At 67.1% G+C, this 17349-nt stretch carries 18 protein-coding genes; 9 read left to right on the top strand and 9 right to left on the bottom strand.

Features of this window, described 5'->3' with window-relative positions:
- Positions 1-13: 13 nt before the first annotated feature.
- Positions 14-211, bottom strand: a complete 198-nt coding sequence (locus tag CHINAEXTREME_RS10210; protein ID WP_029601557.1) for a DUF7501 family protein — start codon at positions 209-211, stop codon at positions 14-16.
- A 144-nt stretch (positions 212-355) separates the two neighbouring features.
- Here CHINAEXTREME_RS10210 and CHINAEXTREME_RS10205 point away from each other — a divergent pair, with 144 nt between their 5' ends.
- The 3 genes from CHINAEXTREME_RS10205 to CHINAEXTREME_RS10195 all read left to right on the top strand — a co-directional run bounded on the left by CHINAEXTREME_RS10205 (position 356) and on the right by CHINAEXTREME_RS10195 (position 3805).
- Entirely contained in the window at positions 356-1525 is a 1170-nt protein-coding gene (locus CHINAEXTREME_RS10205; protein ID WP_007143443.1) for an ArsA family ATPase, read from the top strand.
- Positions 1526-1714: 189 nt separating this feature from the next.
- Positions 1715-3331 (top strand): MATE family efflux transporter, encoded by a 1617-nt coding sequence (locus CHINAEXTREME_RS10200; RefSeq protein WP_007143442.1) that lies wholly within the window; start codon positions 1715-1717, stop codon positions 3329-3331.
- A 72-nt stretch (positions 3332-3403) separates the two neighbouring features.
- Complete coding sequence (locus CHINAEXTREME_RS10195; RefSeq protein WP_007143441.1) at positions 3404-3805, top strand: helix-turn-helix domain-containing protein; 402 nt, start codon at positions 3404-3406, stop codon at positions 3803-3805.
- Between the two features lie 153 nt (positions 3806-3958).
- On the opposite strand, the gene CHINAEXTREME_RS10190 is transcribed toward CHINAEXTREME_RS10195, so the two are convergent.
- The 4 genes from CHINAEXTREME_RS10190 to CHINAEXTREME_RS10175 all read right to left on the bottom strand — a co-directional run bounded on the left by CHINAEXTREME_RS10190 (position 3959) and on the right by CHINAEXTREME_RS10175 (position 8550).
- Positions 3959-5368: an FAD-dependent oxidoreductase gene (locus CHINAEXTREME_RS10190; RefSeq protein WP_029601556.1), complete on the bottom strand. Its 1410-nt coding sequence runs from the start codon at positions 5366-5368 to the stop codon at positions 3959-3961.
- A gap of 268 nt (positions 5369-5636) precedes the next feature.
- Positions 5637-6566 carry an SDR family oxidoreductase gene (locus tag CHINAEXTREME_RS10185; protein WP_007143439.1) on the bottom strand — a complete coding sequence of 310 codons (930 nt, stop codon included), beginning with the start codon at positions 6564-6566 and terminating at the stop codon, positions 5637-5639.
- 60 nt (positions 6567-6626) lie between these two features.
- Positions 6627-7460: an endonuclease V gene (locus tag CHINAEXTREME_RS10180; protein ID WP_010546603.1), complete on the bottom strand. Its 834-nt coding sequence runs from the start codon at positions 7458-7460 to the stop codon at positions 6627-6629.
- Positions 7461-7584: 124 nt separating this feature from the next.
- Complete coding sequence (locus CHINAEXTREME_RS10175; protein WP_007143437.1) at positions 7585-8550, bottom strand: rhomboid family intramembrane serine protease; 966 nt, start codon at positions 8548-8550, stop codon at positions 7585-7587.
- A 177-nt stretch (positions 8551-8727) separates the two neighbouring features.
- On the opposite strand from CHINAEXTREME_RS10175, the gene CHINAEXTREME_RS10170 reads away from it, so the two are divergent.
- The 3 genes from CHINAEXTREME_RS10170 to CHINAEXTREME_RS10160 are packed head-to-tail and all read left to right on the top strand — an operon-like array spanning position 8728 to position 11485.
- Entirely contained in the window at positions 8728-9168 is a 441-nt protein-coding gene (locus CHINAEXTREME_RS10170) for a DUF5788 family protein (protein WP_007143436.1), read from the top strand.
- Positions 9169-9173: 5 nt separating this feature from the next.
- Positions 9174-10925 (top strand): DNA polymerase/3'-5' exonuclease PolX, encoded by a 1752-nt coding sequence (polX, locus tag CHINAEXTREME_RS10165; protein WP_007143435.1) that lies wholly within the window; start codon positions 9174-9176, stop codon positions 10923-10925.
- On the top strand, positions 10925-11485 hold the full coding sequence (locus CHINAEXTREME_RS10160; RefSeq protein ID WP_007143434.1) for a Mut7-C RNAse domain-containing protein: 561 nt from the start codon (positions 10925-10927) through the stop codon (positions 11483-11485). The genes polX and CHINAEXTREME_RS10160 overlap by 1 nt, the downstream gene beginning before the upstream one ends.
- 30 nt (positions 11486-11515) lie before the next feature.
- Here the strand turns inward: CHINAEXTREME_RS10160 and CHINAEXTREME_RS10155 are convergent, their stop codons facing one another.
- Positions 11516-12244, bottom strand: a complete 729-nt coding sequence (locus tag CHINAEXTREME_RS10155) for a PHP-associated domain-containing protein (RefSeq protein ID WP_044961688.1) — start codon at positions 12242-12244, stop codon at positions 11516-11518.
- 267 nt (positions 12245-12511) lie between these two features.
- Here CHINAEXTREME_RS10155 and CHINAEXTREME_RS10150 point away from each other — a divergent pair, with 267 nt between their 5' ends.
- Positions 12512-12805 (top strand): DUF7565 family protein, encoded by a 294-nt coding sequence (locus CHINAEXTREME_RS10150; RefSeq protein WP_007143432.1) that lies wholly within the window; start codon positions 12512-12514, stop codon positions 12803-12805.
- A 170-nt stretch (positions 12806-12975) separates the two neighbouring features.
- On the opposite strand, the gene CHINAEXTREME_RS10145 is transcribed toward CHINAEXTREME_RS10150, so the two are convergent.
- Both CHINAEXTREME_RS10145 and CHINAEXTREME_RS10140 read right to left on the bottom strand, forming a co-directional pair.
- Complete coding sequence (locus tag CHINAEXTREME_RS10145; RefSeq protein ID WP_007143431.1) at positions 12976-13413, bottom strand: transcription elongation factor Spt5; 438 nt, start codon at positions 13411-13413, stop codon at positions 12976-12978.
- Positions 13413-13589, bottom strand: coding sequence for a protein translocase SEC61 complex subunit gamma (locus CHINAEXTREME_RS10140; protein ID WP_007143430.1), 177 nt, complete (start codon positions 13587-13589; stop codon positions 13413-13415). Before CHINAEXTREME_RS10140 ends, CHINAEXTREME_RS10145 begins: the two co-directional genes overlap by 1 nt.
- Positions 13590-13754: 165 nt before the next feature.
- On the opposite strand from CHINAEXTREME_RS10140, the gene CHINAEXTREME_RS10135 reads away from it, so the two are divergent.
- Positions 13755-13961 (top strand): hypothetical protein, encoded by a 207-nt coding sequence (locus tag CHINAEXTREME_RS10135; RefSeq protein ID WP_007143429.1) that lies wholly within the window; start codon positions 13755-13757, stop codon positions 13959-13961.
- 6 nt (positions 13962-13967) lie between these two features.
- Here CHINAEXTREME_RS10135 and CHINAEXTREME_RS10130 read toward each other — a convergent pair whose 3' ends face one another.
- The gene (locus CHINAEXTREME_RS10130; protein WP_394295319.1) at positions 13968-15053 is read right to left on the bottom strand and encodes a S1C family serine protease; all 1086 of its coding nucleotides are present in this window, start codon (positions 15051-15053) and stop codon (positions 13968-13970) included.
- 330 nt (positions 15054-15383) lie between these two features.
- Here CHINAEXTREME_RS10130 and CHINAEXTREME_RS10125 point away from each other — a divergent pair, with 330 nt between their 5' ends.
- The gene (locus CHINAEXTREME_RS10125) at positions 15384-17333 is read left to right on the top strand and encodes a glycoside hydrolase family 15 protein (RefSeq protein ID WP_007143427.1); all 1950 of its coding nucleotides are present in this window, start codon (positions 15384-15386) and stop codon (positions 17331-17333) included.
- Positions 17334-17349 lie beyond the last annotated feature (16 nt).

The raw sequence follows: 17349 nt of genomic DNA, 5'->3' as shown, positions 1-17349 counted from the left end.
TCCGGGCGGGTCGCTACCCGCCCCACTCGCCCTCCATGTCCTCGCGAACCCGCTCGAGCCAGTCCCGGAAGCGTTCGTCACAGACCGGCGTCTCGTCGACGTGGTCCATAAATCCGCCGCCGCCGTCGGGGAGTGTCGCCCCGCAGAACGGACAGCAGTCGGGAGTGTCCCAGTCGGCCGAGTCCCGCGGTGGGTGGGAGTCCGTCGTCATGTCTCCGTCCCGATCCACGTCGGCGACCGGCGTATACGTTCGGAGGGGTCGGATCCCGTGAACGTTCGGGGCGTCGTCCCTCTCTCTCTTCGCGAGTGACTCGAGACCGACGAATACTCGTGTACGGCCGGAAAACGGGGTGGTATGAGCGGAATCGACGTCGAGCCGGTCGACGAGGAGGCGGATACCGGAACCGATGTGGACGCTGACGGCGACAACACCATCGAAGTGACGCCGACCGAGTCGGTCGGCGACGAGCGGGACACGATCGACGTCGAGCCCTCCGACGAGCCGATCGACGGCCCCGACTACGTCCTCTACGGCGGCAAAGGCGGCGTCGGGAAGACGACGATGGCGGCCGCGACGGCGCTCGACAGCGCCCGCTCGGGCGTTCGCACCCTCGTCGTCTCGACGGACCCCGCACACTCCCTGTCTGACACGTTCGAGACCGACGTCCCCGCCGAACCCGCGCGGCTCCGCGAGGACGTGCCGCTCTACGGGGCCGAGATCGACCCCGAAGCGGCGATCGAGCGCGGCGAGGCGGCGTTCGTGGGCGGCGACGGAGCGGGAACGGGACCGGGAGCCGGCGGCCCCCTCGGCGGCCTCGGCGAGATGTTCGGCGACGACTCCCCGATGGACGCGCTGTTCGGCGGCTCCATGCCCGGTGCGGACGAAGCCGCCGCGATGCAACTGCTGCTCGAGTACATGGACGACGAACGGTTCGACCGGGTCGTCGTCGACACGGCCCCGACCGGTCACACCCTCCGCCTGCTCGAGTTGCCCGAGATCATGGATACGATGGTCGGCCGCATCCTCCAGTTCCGCCAGCGAATCGGGGGCATGTTCGAGAACATGAAGGGGATGTTCGGCGGTGAGGAGCCGGAACCCGAGGAGTCGGCCGACCTCGAGGACCTGCAGGTCCTCCGCGAGCGGATCGAACGGCTCCGCGCGGCGCTGCAGGACCCGGCACGGACGGACTTCCGGATCGTCCTGATCCCCGAGGAGATGAGCGTCTTCGAGTCCAAACGGCTGCGCGAGCAACTCGAGGAGTTCTCGATCCCGGTCGGAACCGTCGTCGTCAACCGGGTGATGGAACCGCTGTCGGACGTCACCGACGACGTGGAGGGCGCCGAGTTCCTCCAGCCCAACCTGGACGACTGCGAGTTCTGCCAGCGACGCTGGGACGTCCAGCAGTCCGCGCTGGCCGAAGCACAGGACCTGTTCCGGGGCACCGACGTCAAACGCGTCCCCCTGTTCGCCGAGGAGGTCCGCGGCGAGGACATGCTCGAGGTCGTGGCGGCCTGTCTCCGGTAGTCGCGGCCGGTCGTCACCTCCGGCCCGGCTCGAGGGACCTTCGTTTCGAAAGAGCTTTACCGCCCGTAACTGACTACTTAGTCAGCAGGCGCGACCGGTCCCCGATAGGACGCAATTGCTGGCAGTGATCGTTCGTGCCACGGATTTCCTGTCGGCGGACGTCATCGGACCGACGCCGTAGAGTGAGAGATGAGTCCAGAGCAACCACCCTCCGGCCCCGACGAGGACCCCCTCGCGGACGACGAGTCCGCCGAGGAGGGGACGCCCAGCGACGGCGCTCCCGACGAAGGTTCGAAAGCGAATCCCGACATGAAGTCGGTTCCCGGCGGGAGTTCGATCACCCGCGGGAGCCTCGTGAAGCCGCTCTTTCACCTGGCCTGGCCGATCGTCGTCATCCAGTTACTCCAGGTCACCTACAACGTCGTCGACACGCTGTATCTGGGGCGGCTCTCGGCGGAGGCCGTCGGGGCGATCAGCCTCGCGTTCCCGCTGATCTTTCTGCTGATCGCCGTCGCCGGCGGGTTCACTACCGCCGGAGCGATCCTCGTCGCCCAGTATACCGGCGCGACCGGCGACCGCTCGGCAGGGCTGGTCGCCGGCCAGACCGTCTCGTTCGTCGGCGGCCTCTCGATTCTGCTCGGCATCGCCGGCTACTTCTACACGCGGCCGGCGCTCGAACTCCTGCCCAGCGATCCGGAGACTTCCGCGAGCGTCATCCCACTGGCGGCGGACTACATGGAGGTCATCTTCCTCGGCCTCCCGCTGATGTTCGGGTTCTTCATCTTCTCGTCGCTGATGCGGGGCTACGGCGACACTCGGACGCCGATGCTGGTGATGGTCGTCTCCGTCGCCGTCAACGTCGTTCTCGACCCGATATTCATCTTCGGGTTCCAGGACAACCCCCTGTTCGCGTGGCTCGGGTTGACCGCCCTCGAGGAGAGTCTGTTCGCCGCAGTTGGCTTTACGGGACTGGGAATCGAGGGCGCCGCCCTCGCGACAGTCCTCGCTCGCGGAGTCGGGACCGGAATCGGCCTCTGGCTGCTGTTCGGGACCGGACTGGGCCCCACGGTCGACCTCGCGCACCTCCGGCCCGACTTCGGGTTCATCGAGGACATCGTCCGGCTGGGAACGCCGAGCATGGTCGAACAGAGCACGAGCGCCCTGGCGATGATCGCCCTGACCGCGATCGTCGTCACGTTCTCGCCCCCGGTCGTCTCGGCCTACGGGCTGGGCAACCGGCTGATCTCGTTGGTCTTCCTGCCGGCGATGGGGTTGGGGCGCGCGATCGACACGATGGTGGGGCAGAACCTCGGGGCGGATCGGGCGGATCGCGCATCGCGCTCGGCGTGGCTCGCCGCCTCGACGGGTGCCGGCGTCATGCTGCTGGTCGCCGTGATCGCCGTGGCGTTCACGGAACCGATCGTCAGCGTGTTCCTCGGGGACGTCCCCGATGCCCCCGAGACGATCGCCCTCGGGGTCGAGTACGTCCGGATTCGGTCGGTCGAGTTCGCCTTCATCGGCGTCTCGCAGGTGATGCTTGGGGCGTTCCGCGGGGCCGGCAACACGAAGACCGCGATGGTCATCTCGATCATCACGCTGTGGGTCGGGCGCGTCGGTACCGTCTTCACCCTCGTATTCATCCTGGGCTGGGGCGAAACCGGGATCTGGGTCGGCATGGCCGTCGGTAACGTCCTCGGGGCGATCGTCGGCGTGGCCTGGTTCGCCCGGGGGACCTGGAAGGAGAAGTACATCGACGAGGATCGCGTCGACGAACAGGAGCCGGTTTCTGACAGCGCGGCGGGATAGCGACCTCGCTCCGTTCCCGGTCTCTCGGCCGCCGCACCCGTATATTACACCGTCGTTCGACCCACCAACCGTATGGCCACCGGAGAACGGCACCACCACTCCCAGCAACTGAGAATGGCGACGCCGATTGATACCGGAACACGCGAATACGTCACACACCTGATGGCGACCGACGACCACCCCACGAAACCGGAGCCGGAACCGAACCGGTCCAGTCCGGACGACAGGACGCTTCTGGAGACGATCGCGGACACCGAGCCGACGACGATCCCCGAACTCGCCGACGGACTCGGCGTCCACCCGGCGACGATCGAACGGCGGTGTCTCGAGTTGCAGCGACGCGGGCTGGTTCGGCAGTGTACCGGCGGCCATCTGACCGTCGCCGATTCGACGGCGGACGAACGTTCGAACGCGAACGCGAACGCGACCCTCAGCCCCGACGGCGGCTCGAGCGAGCCTGTCGCCGGCGACTGACGGCGCGTCGCCGCACGTGACCGGTTCGTCTACGGCATCGATTTCCTGTCCGTCGCTGTCGGAATCACTGGCTCTAATGAAGTTCTCGAGTACGGACGGGGTTCGGTGTCGTACTGAATAGAGAGCGGCTATACAGCGGATACTCTCTGTCCTCTATGATGTTTTCTTCGACTGTTTTCGCGAGCGAGAAGGGAATCCCGTACCGATGTCCGAAGGGGTAGGTTTGAGAACCTGCCAGACGATGCCGGGCCGCAGGAGCGTGGTTGGGGGCACCTCCATCGTGATGACGCGGTAGAAGGCTTCCCGCAACTCGGCGTCGGTGTGTGCTTTGCTGGTTAGCCGGGACAGATATCGGTTGAAGAAATCGGTGCCCCGGGGTTTCGGCCCCGTGGTTTGCGGAAACCCGAAGTCGGACCCGACGGCCATATTCCACGCGATGTCGATGACTTCTTCGGCCTGTTCGAAGAAGGAGAGTGCGATATTCGTACGGTCGCCTGCCGCCAGCACGTGGTGGAGTACGAGGGCCTCTAGGGCGGCGACCGACATACCCTGGCCGTAGATCGGGTTGAAGCTGGTGATTGCGTCGCCGATGACGACCAGCCCGCTCGGAAACCGATCGAGTTCCGCGTAGCGGTACCGTCTATTGGATGGGAAGGGGTAGTGATCGATCTCCTCGCCGACCCACGACTGGGTGTCTACGAGTCGTTTCAGGTCGGGGACAGGGAGGGTCCCCGCGAACTCGGCGAACCCTTCGAAATCCGTCGGCGGATGATCACCATGGACGCCGTGCATGTTCACCAGCCAGCGATCCGCTTCCACCGGGAACACTGCGCCACCGCGTGTGCGCGGCGCGGAGGCTGGCACGAAGAACGTCCGCCGGTCGTCCGGTGGTCGCTCGAAAAGGGCTGTGCTGTAGGCAATATCGATACGCACTTCCTCGGTGGAAGGCGGCACGTACCCGTGCTCCTCTAACCAGGAGGGGGTCCGACTCGTCCGGCCGGTTGCATCGACGGTCAGGTCAGCGGCGATTTCCTCCCGTGTGCCATCATCGGTACGGACGACGACGCCGTCGACGCTCGTTGCTTCGTCGTCGGCGAGATAGTCCATCCACTGGCAGTTCGACCGGATGTCGATCCCGTCGAAATCGGAGATACGCCGCCGGGTGATCGACTCGAACAGCGGCCGACTGGCAGCGTACATTGGTAATCGTGTCGACCCGTCGGCGAGGAAGTCTCCGTTCTCGTAGTGTTGAAAATCGGTCAACGCATCGATCACTAACCCGCCGGCCGAAATGAGATCCTCGCCGTATCCCGGAAACAGGTCTTCGAGCGTGGCCCGGCCAGCCTCCAGCAGGGCGTGAGGGTGATCGGCCTGTGGGACCCCCTTACGCGTCCGAAGCTGGTCGGATAGCGAGTCACGCTCGATGATCGTGACCGCTTCGAACCCGTCTGCCAGAACGCGGGCCGTCAGCAGTCCCGCCATACTCCCTCCGATTACCACCGCGTGTTCACCGCTTTCGGAGACGTGAGCCGGGGTATACCGCGACACGGTTTCCAGAGTCATGCGGGAACGCCCATAAGAGACGGTATAAAATCCGGCTCTAGGTGGCTCTAGGCAGCACCGGAGCTCAGTCTCGAGCGGGAAAAACGGCGATTCAGACGGGGGAGACGGCGTCCAGAAGGTCCAAACGGCCGGGAGGGCGTCGCCGGACCAGCGGAACGGTTCTCGGTCGAAACGATCACACGGTGGGCGTCGCGGATCGGTGGAGGAGACTCTCGTTCCGGCTGGAAACGGGGCGACGGACCAGCACCGGCCCGGACAGCGGCATCCGTCAGACGAGTTTGCGAAGGAGCGCGTAGCCCGCGTCGCGCAGGCGATCCGGCAGGTACTGGGCGTAGACGCCGTACTGCGCGAGCGGCCCGACCGGATAGCGGGCCGGCGGATCCGGCGTCGTGCTCGCGGTCAGGATCGCCTCCGCGACGTCTTCGGGTTCCGACGCGAACGGGCCGCCCGCGCCGCCGCCGATCAACTGCATCTCGTCGTACAGCTCGTAGAGCGTCTCGTAGGCCGGGGTCCGCTCCGATTCGGGTAGCTCCTCGTCGACGCGGTCCGTGAAGTCGGTCTCGACCGGCCCGGGCTCGACGACGACCACGTCGACCCCGAACTCCTCGACTTCCGCCCGCAGGGAGTCGCTCATCGCCTCGAGGGCGAACTTCGAGCCCGAGTACGCGCCGGATCCGGGCATGGAGATACGGCCGGCGACGCTCGAGACGTTGATGATCCGGCCCGCGCCCTGGGCGCGCATGTGTGGCAGGGCAGCGCGGACGAGCCGGTGGGGGCCGTAGACGTTGACGTCGAACTGCCGGTGGAGATCGGCCGTCGAGACGTCCTCGAGCGGCCCCATCTGGGCGTAGCCGGCGTTGTTCACGACGCAGTCGATCGCGCCCCCGATCTCGACCGTGCGCTCGACGGCCCGCGCGACCTGGTCCGGGTCGGTGACGTCGAGTTCGAGCGTCGTACAGCCGGCGTCCTCGAGATCCTCGATGTCGGCCGGGTCCCGCGCCGTGGCGAACACCTGCCAGTTCGACTCGAGGAACGCTTCGGCGGTCGCACGGCCGATCCCCGAGGAGCAGCCGGTGATCAGGACGGACTGTTTCCGGGTGTAGCGGTCGTCGGAGTCGGTCGTCGCCGTCGCACCCTCCGAATCGTCGCCGACGGAATCGGCGGCTCCGTCGGTGCCCTCGTCGTCAGCGGTAGCCATGTGCGATCCGTTCGTGAGACGATACCTAAGTATCGACGGTTTGTCGCGCAGAGCGTACCGTCAGTTCTCGTGATCGGTTTCCGGCTCGACGAGTGACTTCGCCTCCTCGGCGTAGCTGTCGGCCAGCCGAACTGGTTCGGGCAGTTTGTAGCTCGTTGCCAGCGCCTCGACCACGTCGGCGGCCGTCTCCGGTCCGACACGGTGGCCAGGGCTGACGTACAGGGGGTTGATGTAGCGGTCCGGCGAGTCGTACTGGCGGGTCTGGAGAGCATAGCCCAGCAGCGTCCCGTCGGGCGCGTCGACGCTCGAGTCGGCCTCGATGGGCACCCGCGTTCCGGCCGGAAGGTTCTCGGTCTCCGCTGCCGGCTCCCCGCACAGCAGGCTCTTCGCGACGCCGACGCTCGGCACGTCCCGGACGACGCCGATATGGGTGGCGATGCCGGCCTGCCGGAAGTGGATGCGGCCGCTGCCGTCGAACAACAGGATGTCGGGGGAGACCGACAACTCCTCGAGCGCCGCCAGGATCGGCCCGCCCTCGCGGAACGCGAGCAGCCCGGGAACGTAGGGGATCTCGAGGGGAGTGACCGCGTGGACGCGTTCGATCACCTCGCCGGCGCGAGTCGCGACGACGGCGGAAAGCGCCCGGTCGTCGTCGAGAAACGACTGGTCGACGCCGGCGACGATCGGCGGGTCAGCGCGCTCGGCGGCCTCCGGGGTCTCGAGGTCGGAAGCGGCCGCGTTCGCGCTGGCCTCGAGCGGGTTCGTTATTGCGGCCGGATCGAACGGGAAGTCGTCCTCGAAGACGGCGGCGTCGGCGATCTCCCGCTGGAGGCGTTCCATCTCCCGGCGGGAGAGGCCGGGTTCGGGAGCGAGGTCGGAACGGGGTGCGCTCATAGGAGCAGCGTTGACGGTGCGGGAAAATCAGTGGTCGGGTTGCGAACGAGCGAACGAGCGAACGAGCGAACGAACGAGCGGTAAGCGGCGGCTGGCGAGCGGCGACCGGCCCGGTGCCAACGGGTCAGAAGCGGCGGCGACCGCCACCGGGACCGCCGGGCCCACCCGGTCCACCGGGGCCGCCCGGTCCGCCGCCCAACTGGAACTGGTTCGGCGTACGGACGTTTTTCGTTCGCTTGATGTACTCGCCGTAGCCGAGTCCGACGAGCAGCCCGACGAGGTGGGCCGCGTGGGCGATGTTTCCACCGCCGCCGACGCCGACGAAGAAGACGCTGACGACGGCGATACCGGCGGTCAGCACCCAGAGCGGCATCGGGATCATGAACATCAGGTAGACCCGGAGGTTCGGGTTCAGGATGGTGATGACGCCCATGATCGCCAGTGCGGCACCGCTGGCGCCGAGAACGCCGCCGATGCCCGGTATCGCCGCGTACCCCTGCCCGATCTGGATCGCCGTCTGTGCGAGGCCGGCGAGCGCGCCGCTGACGACGAACAGGATCGCGAACTTCTTCGACCCGACGTAGCGCTCGACGATGGGGCCGAAGAAGAATATCACGATGCTGTTGAAGACGATGTGGAAGATGTTGCTCGGATCGTGGGCGAAGACGGACGTTACCCACGTCCAGACGTACTCTGGGTTCTGTGGCGACAGGATGAACAGCGTCCGGTGGACGACTGCACCCCCGACCAGGAGCGTGACCCACTGGAGCAGGAACGTGACCCACATCACCGCCAGAAGGGTATACGTCATGTTCCCGCGGAAGTACGCCAGCGGGCCGCCGGGACCCGTGTCGATCGGCAGTTTATCGAGCGCCTTCGCTGCCGTCGATTTCGACGTCCCCGAGCTGCTTCCGGTCTGGACGCTGTCGTCGAAGCCGCTCCCGAAGACGCCGCTGGGGTCGTTCCAGTTCTCGAGCCCGGAGCAGTTGTGGTTCTCCGGGAGCCGATGGTCGGCACAGTAGGTGCCGCCGCAGTGCCGACAGTTGTACGGCATATTGTCGTCTTTCCCACACACGTCGCACTGGGCCATTGGGCTGAGGTAAGGGGGGAGTCGTCAAGGGATTTGGGGTTCCGTCTCAGGACTCGGGGTCGACGGCCATCGGGTCCGGTAACGGCCGGCGAGAGCCGACACTCGGGGACATCCAGCGCCCGCCGGTAGCGCTCGACGGACTGTACACTTTTGGCTCCCCGGACCCCATATCGAGGCGTGCAAGAGTACGAGCGCAAGCAACTGCTCGAGCGCGTCGAGCGTGAGGGCGCGACCGTCGGCGCGGACATCCCGGAGACCATCGAGGTCCAGGGCGAGGAGATCGATCTCCGAACCTTCGTCTTCGAGATCAAGCGCCGCGAGACGGTCCCGCCCGGGGAGCGCGACCGCGTCGAGCAGGCCAAACGGAACCTGCGACGCGAACGGCTCGAGCGCCTCGAGCGGATCGAAGAGGGGGATATCTCCCGCGAGAGGGGCGAGGAACTCGCCGGCAGCATCATCGGGATCGACCGCGCGCTGAACGCCCTGGAGAGCCTGGGGCCGACCGACATCGAGCGCGAGCAGAAGGCAAAGCAGGCCCAGGATCGCAAACGCTGGATGTCGTTCCTGAAGAAAGCCCTGGGTCAGGACGACGATCAGGGCAAACGGAGGGGTCGGTGATACCGATGGCGACCAACGCCGAAATCGCCGGCCGGTTCGAGGAGTTCGCCGACCTGCTCGAGGCCGACGACGTCGAGTACAAACCCCGGGCGTACCGGCGCGCGGCCGAAAACGTCCGCTCGCACCCGACGCCGATCGCCGACTACGTCGCCGAGGGCGACCGCGACGCCATCGAGGACATCGACGGCGTCGGCGACGCCATCGCCTCGAAGATCGTCGAGTACGTCGAGACCGGGTCGATCGACGAACTCGAGGAACTGCGCGCCGAGTTGCCGATCGACATCGCCGACATCACCCGCGTCGAGGGCGTCGGCCCGAAGACGGCCGGCAAACTGTACCGCGAACTCGGGATCGAGACCTTAGACGACCTCGAAGAGGCCGCCGAGAACGGCGAGATCCAGGAAGTCAAGGGGTTCGGCCCCAAGACCGAGCAGAACATCCGGGACAACCTCGAGTTCGCCCGCCAGGTCGGCCAGCGCTACCTGCTCGGCGAGGGACGCCCGCTCGCCGACGACGTACTCGCCTTCCTCGAATCCCTCGAGGAAGTCGATCGCTGTGAAGTCGCGGGCTCGATCCGCCGGTGGCGCGAGACGATCGGCGACGTGGACGTGCTCGCGGCGACGGACTCCCCGGAAGCGGTCGTCGAACGGTTCGTCGACTGGGACTCCGTCGACGGCGAGATCGAGTCCGGACCCGCGAAGGCCAGCGTCCGGGTCGGCGAAATTCGGATCGACCTCCGGGTTGTCGCACCCGAGGAGTTCGGCTCCGCCCTGCAGTATTTCACCGGGAGCAAGGACCACAACGTCACCCTGCGCAACTACGCGATCGACCGCGGGATGAAACTGAACGAGTACGGCGCCTTCGACGTCAGCGACCTCGAGGACGCCGAGGAGGGCCAACGCGTCGGCGACCGCGTCGCGGGCGAAACCGAGGAAGGGATGTACGAGGCCCTCGGGCTCCCCTGGATCCCGCCGGAACTCCGCGAGGACCGCGGCGAGATCGAGGCCGCCGAGAACGGGGACCTGCCGGAACTGGTTACTCGCGAGGACGTCCGGGGCGATCTCCACACCCACACCGAGTGGTCCGACGGGAACAACACCGTCGCGGAGATGATCGCGGGCGCCGAGGAACACGGCTACGACTACTTCGGGATCGCGGACCACGCCGAAGGGCCGGGCGTCGTCGGCGACATGGGGCTCTCCGACGAGGAGATCCTGAAGCAGGTCGAGGTGGTCCGCGAGGCCGCCGAGGACAGCGACCTCGAGGTCTTCGCGGGGATCGAGGCTAACGTCGACGCGACCGGGGAGATCGATCTCGGGGACGACGTCGTCGACGCGCTCGACGTCGTCGTCGCCTCGCCCCACAGCGCGCTCGACCAGGACGCCGAGACGGCGACCGAGCGACTCGTCCGCGCGATCGAGAACCCCGCGATCGACGTGCTGGGCCACCCCAGCGGCCGATTGCTCAACGAGCGCTCCGGCCTCGAGTTCGACGCCGCCGAACTCGGCCGGGCCGCGGCCGCCCATAGCACCGCCCTCGAGGTCAACAGCAATCCCCGCCGACTCGACCTGTGGGGGAGCGCCGTCCAGGCCGCCGTCGAGGAGGGCGCGCCGATCGCGATCAACACCGACGCTCACCGGCCGGCGACCCTCGAGTACGTCCGCTGGGGCGTCCACACGGCCCGACGCGGATGGGCCGACCCCGCGGACGTGATCAACACCTGGGACCTCGAGGACCTGCGGGCTTTCCTGCACTGATGCGGCTCCTCCTCGACGTCATGTGTGGCGGGCTCGTCCCCTATTTGCGGCTGTGTAATCACGACACCGCCTACGCCGGCGAGCGGGGCCGGGATCTCGAGGGCGACGACGCCGTGGTGGTCGTCGCCGAAGACGAGGACCGGACAGTCGTCACCCGCGACGTCGCGCTCGCGAACCGGACGGCCGACTCCCCGGGGTCGATCCTCCTCGAGGCCCACGAGGTCGAGGCCCAGCTGGTGGAGCTGGCGACGGCCGGCGTTCCCCTCGATATCGCGGCCGAACCACGGTTTTGCGGTCGGTGCAACGGTCCGCTCGAGCGAGTCGATCCGGACGCCGTAGACGACCTTCCCGACTACGTTCCGGGACCAGGCTCGCGAGGGGCCGACTCGAGCGGGAACGGAACGGGTGACGGAACGGAGGCAGATCGTGACCGCCCGTCCGACCTCTGGCGATGCGTAGACTGCGGCCAATACTTCTGGCAGGGCAGCCACTGGGATCGCATGGCGGCGACGCTGCAAGCGGTCCGGTCGGACGGAGCGGAGAAAGGAGATGATGGGTAACGAGCGCTCGAGTCGACCGAAACGGGGGACTCAGTACACCGCGACGTCTTCGAACCGCCCGTCGTAGGCGATGTGTCGGGGATGAGTCGGCTCGATCCCCGACAGGAAGAGCCGATCCACCTTCTTCCAGGTGTTCTCGTAGGCGAGGTGACCGAGTTCGCCCGCGGTCGTCGCCCACCGATCGAGCCCGTTCCGGTAGACGATCCGCCGCGCGAGGCCGTCCTCGAGGGCGGCCCGGAGGTCCGCCTCCGTCTCGATCGGGACGTCGAAGGTCGTATGCGAGACCCCGACCGTTCGCGGCAGGTGGGCGTAGGAGGAGGTAAACGGCGGTAGGTCGACCGATTCGGCGATCTCGCGGGCCTGTCGGTTGTGCAGCGGGAGGTGTTTCGGGTTGAAGATCTCGAGCGCGTCGATCCGGTCCGCGTACCGATGAACGTCGGACGCGGTGACGCTCACGTTGGCGAACTCGGGGTGAGGGGCGAGTACCGTCGCGTCCTGGCGTTCGAACTCGTCCATCGCGGTCTCGAGCGGGATGAAGTCGGGAACCGGCTCCTCGAGGCCGATCGCGAGGACGTGTTTGCGTTCGTACCAGGGGCCGGTGAAGACCTCCCGGGCGGGCACGACCAGCAAGTCGTCGGTCGAGTAGCGCTCGGCTTCGCGCCGAATTTCCGGGAGTCGGGTGAAGTGTGGAGCGTAGACGATCGCGTCGAGGCCCGCCTGCTCGGCCCGCGCCACGACCTCGTCGTCGAGCACTTTCACGTGACAGTCGACGCGCGAGACGGCGTCGCCGTCGCCGACTTCGCTTTCGTCATCGACGCCGACACCGGGACCGCCGTCACCGTCGCCATCGCTCTCGCTCACACGGGACGATAACGGGACGGGCGAGTTATTCGTTCTGATTCCGGGATTCCGGCCCACTCGAGTGGACCCCCGACGACGAGGGGTTGTCCACGCTGACTCGAACGGTTATATCGACGCGAGGTAACGACGAAAAGACCATTAGGTCGGCCCACCGACTACCCCCAAATGGCCTGGGAATGCGGAATCGACGGCTGCGGGGAGGTGTTCGCCGACGTCGAGTCGGCCGTGGTCCATCAGGCGACCGAACACGAGCGTCGGGAGTGCAAGGTCTGTGGCACCGTCGTTCCGGACGGCTACCTGGCGATCCGCCACGCGTTCAACGAACACAGCCGGGCGGAGTACGTCCGGGCCTACGGGGCCGACGCGGAGGACGTCCGCGAGCGCGAGGAACTCTTAGACGAGATCGAGTCCGAAGCGAACATGGAAACGATCGCGACCGAACTGAAACGCGAAGGCTGACCCTCGAGCAGTTGCGTCTGTGTCCGTCTCGAGCGTGCGTTCGGCTCTCGCTTTTCTACTCGCCCGTTCGCGATGAACACCGAGCACATTCGAGAAGAGACTGCCGATAGGTGTCGTTCGAGCAGCCTCGAGTCGGGTGCCGAACCGGCTAGCCGTGGGCTAAACGGGAGTTACCGCTCGTCGGAATCGAGGACGCGAATCTGGTCGCCCCGAACGGTCACCGGAATCGGGACCGTCGCTTCGTACAGTTCGACGGTCACCTGATCCTTGCCCTCGTCGATGCGCTGGACCTGTGCCTTCTCGCCCTTGAACGGGCCGGCGATGAGTTCCACGATGTCGCCCTCGGCGATCCCCTCGACGTCCGGCTTCGGCGAGAGGAAGTGCTCGACTTCCGAAATGTCGGACTCGCCGGGGACGATGCTCCGGGCGTGGGGGATGTCCTCGAGGACGCGCTGAAGGACCGCGTCGCCGTCGGACTCGACCATCACGTAGGAGGTAAGCGAGTCCGGCGCGAGCGCGGCGTGGATCTCGGGCTCCTCGCGGTTGATGATCATGTCCGCGACGGTGCGTTCCTGGCTCGCGGTGGTCTTGACTGCGTAGATTCCCATCAGATGCCACCACCGGTCAGCACGAGCATTATCGCGCCGATGAGGAATCCCATCAACCCGACGAGCAGGATGCCAGCACCGGCGATCTTCGACACCTGAAGGAACTCGTTCGTCGTGGGTGTCGTCGCCATCTTCAACACCCTGACGTACGAGGTGAGGTCGTACGGAACGTCCATATCTATGTGTTCACAACGCGGGGCCTTTTATCTGTCTTTCGTGTCGGCTGGACGGTTAGTTCGATCGGAACTCGAGACGAGACCCGAGACGGGGCCGTTCGGCTGGATCGACGTTGCACTCGACGGCCGGAGGCCCACGTCGCTGGACGACGAACGACCGGTGTCATGGCCGAAGACGACAGCGACAGAACCAGCGAACGCGAGGCGGAACGGGAGGCCGAAATCGAGGACGAACTCGAGCGGATCGACCGTGATCCGGACGAGGTCGACGGCGGCGACCTCGGGACACAGAACGCGCCGCGGGACGAGGAGATCGAGGACCTCGAGGACGCGGAAGAGGAACCAGAGGAGAGCGCGAAAACCGGCGGCTGACGACTCTCAGGGGCCCTCTACCGGCGGTCGTTCCTCGAGGGTTAACTCGACCGTCTCTCGCTCGCCGTCGCGAACGACGTCGACCTCGATCGTCTCCTCCGGGGACGTCTCGAGGGCCAGGTACGACGCGAGTCGTTCCTCGTTTGGAATCTCCTCGTCGTCGATGGCGACGATCACGTCGCCGCCTGCGGGAACCGGCACCCCGTCGACGGTCGCCACCTCGTCGGCCGGCTCGAGCACGCCACTGGCCGGCCCATCTGGCCTGACCTCGCGGACGAGGACCCCCCGCGGCTCGTCCAGCCCGTTTGCCTCGGCGATACGCGGATCGACGGGGTCGACCCCGACGCCGACGTAGGAGTGGCGGTACTCCCCGTCCGCGGCGAGCGCCGGCACCACCCGCGCGGCCAGTTGGGAGGAGATCGCGAACCCGATGGTCTGTCCGGCCCCGGCGAAGACCACGCCCAGCACCGACCCCTCGAGGTCGACAAGTGGGCCGCCGCTGTTGCCCGGGTTGACGGGCGCGTCCGTCTGGATCGCTGCGGGGATGGAGAACCCGGTGGGGCTCGGCAGCGAGCGATCGACCCCGCTGACGATCCCCTGGGTGATCGAGGCGTCGAGTCCGAGCGGGTTGCCCAGCGCGACGACTTCCTGTCCGACCGCCGGCCGCTCGTCGGCCAGCGAGAGCCCGTCGACGACGTCCGGGAAGTCGTCGACCTCGAGGACGGCGAGGTCGCTGTACTCGTCGGTTCCGAGGACCGTGGCGGTTCGCCACTGCTCGTCGGTGAACTGGAGTTCGACGTCGTCCGCGTCCCGGACGACGTGTGCGTTCGTGACGACGTGGTCGTCGACGACGAACCCGGAACCGAGTCCGCCGGGACCCGGCCCGTCCATCCCCGAGACGGAGACGAGGACGACCTCGTCGATGATCGACTCGTAGACGTCGACGTAGCGCCCTTCGCTTGCGTCCTCGCCTTCGTCGTCGTCCTGTGCGGCTCCACTGGCGACCGCCGTGCCGGAGCCGACGATTCCGAACCCGACGGCAGCGGCCCGGAGCAATCCGCGACGTGTGGTGTCGATCGGAGTCTGCGTCACGCGCGCTTCCACCCCGAGCAGTGCTATAAAACCGAGGCCAGCACGGCCATCCCGTCGAATTGTGGGGCGACCGCCAACCACGACGGCGTTCCGCCAGCCGAACTCGAGGGGAACCGGCGGTTCACGTCCCTCGAGCGCGGGCCTCCCCCTCGAGGACCCCGAGACCCACGAGGGATCGCGGACCGTCGCCGTGACTCGTACTCCCGGCCGCTGCCGGCCGACGCTTATTGGCTCGAGCCCCCGACGTATCGGGCACTGACACACGCCGGCCGAGGAATCGCCGTTCGACCGCTCCCGTAGCTCCACCCCACGTCCGAGCGATCGTTCCAGATGGACTACCCACCGCTTCGCGACTACGGCGTCATCGGCAACGACGACCGCTGCGCGCTCGTCAGCAGGACCGGCTCGATCGACTGGTGTTGCTTCCCGCACCTCGAGGACGCGAGCGTCTTCGCCCGGGTCCTCGACGTCGACCGCGGCGGTCACTTCGCCGTCTCCCCGACGGCGGCCCACGAGTCGAACCACCGCTACGTCGACCGGACGAACGTCCTCGAGACGACCTTCGAGACCGAACGCGGTCAGGCGACGGTGACCGATTTCATGCCGATCCGGAACGGACGCGAGGCCGGTTCCGGGCGCGGTCGGGACGACGGCCACGACTACGCGTTCGACTTCGACCACGAGGGCGACGCCAATCGGTTCCAGCAGGCGATCTACCGGCTGCTCGAGTGCGACCGGGGCGATGTCGAGTTCGGCCTCGAGTTCGCGCCCCGGTTCGACTACGCCCGGGTGACGCCGACGTTCGAGCGAGTCGCGGACGGCGTCGTCGCCCGTGGCGACGACCGGTCGCTGTTCCTGTACACGGGTTCGGAATCGCCGCTCGACGACCTCACGGTCTCGGAGTCGGACGCGACCGTCTCCGGCACCGTCTCGCTCGCGGCCGGCGATCGCTGGTGGACCGGCATCCAGTACGGCGGCCGGGGGCCGCTTTCGTCGATCGACCTCGGGGCTTGCCTCGACGGGACGAAACGCTACTGGCGCGACTGGCTCGGCACCCGCGACGGCGCGCCCGGAACGATGCCCGAGCGGTGGTACGAGGCCGTCGTCCGGTCGGAACTCGTCCTGAAACTGCTGATCCACCACGAGACGGGGGCGATCCCGGCGGCGGCGACGACGTCGATCCCCGAGAAGATCGGCTCCGACCGGACCTGGGACTACCGGTACAACTGGATCCGGGACGCAAAGTTCACCGTCCAGGCGTTACACGATACGGGCCACGAACGGGAGGGTCGGGAGTACTTCGACTGGTTCGCCGACGTCGCCCGCACGGACCCCGACGAGATCCAGCCTCTCTACAGTCTGCACGGTGAAACCGGCGACGCGGTCGCCGAGCAAACCCTCGAGCACCTCTCGGGGTACCGCGATACGGGTCCCGTCCGTGTCGGGAACGCCGCGGCTCCGCAACAACAACTCGACGTCTACGGGACGATCGTCCAGGCCCTTTACGAGACGGTCCAGTTCGACGTCTCGGTCCCGATCGAGGACGACTGGGACGCGCTCCGCGACATCGTCGACTACGTCTGTGCCCACTGGGACGAGCGCGACGCCGGCATCTGGGAGTTCCGCGAGGAGCAGCGACACTTCCTTCACTCGAAACTGCTGTGCTGGGTCGCGCTCGACCGGGGGATCGTGCTCGCGCGGGAAAACGACCTCGAGGCCCCGCTCGAGGAGTGGAAGGACAGCCGGGCGGCGGTCCGCGAGGCGATCGAGGAACGCGGGTACAGCGAGTCGGCCGGAAGCTTCGTCCAGTACTTCGGCAGCGAGGAGGCCCTGGACGCGACCGCGCTGTTGCTCCCGATCTACGAGTTCCTGCCGCCGGAAGACGACCGCGTCCAGTCGACGATCGACGCCGTCCTCGAGCGACTGACGACCGACGACGGCCTCGTCGTCAGGTTCGTCGACAGCGAAGTCCGCGAGGACGAGGAGGAGCCGTTCCTGCTGTGCTCGTTCTGGTTGATCGACGCGCTCGTCCTCTCGAACCGCCTCGAGCGAGCCAGGGAGTACTTCGAGTCGGTGCTCGAGTACGCAAGCCCCCTGGGGCTCTACTCCGAGAAGGTCGACCCCGATACCGGCGAACTCCTGGGGAACTTTCCGCAGGCGTTCTCCCACCTCGGCCTGATAAACAGCGCGACGTACCTCTCGCGGGCGCTCGAGGTCGACGGCGACGTGTCCCCGGAGAACTTCGACCCGGGTCACGTAGAGACGCTGTTCAGGCGGTGAGAGGTATCCTAACAGC

This window comes from Halobiforma lacisalsi AJ5, assembly GCF_000226975.2.
Lineage (GTDB): Archaea > Halobacteriota > Halobacteria > Halobacteriales > Natrialbaceae > Natronobacterium > Natronobacterium lacisalsi.
The sequence above is the reverse complement of the archived record's forward strand: the minus strand, read 5'-3'. Positions and strand labels throughout refer to the sequence as shown.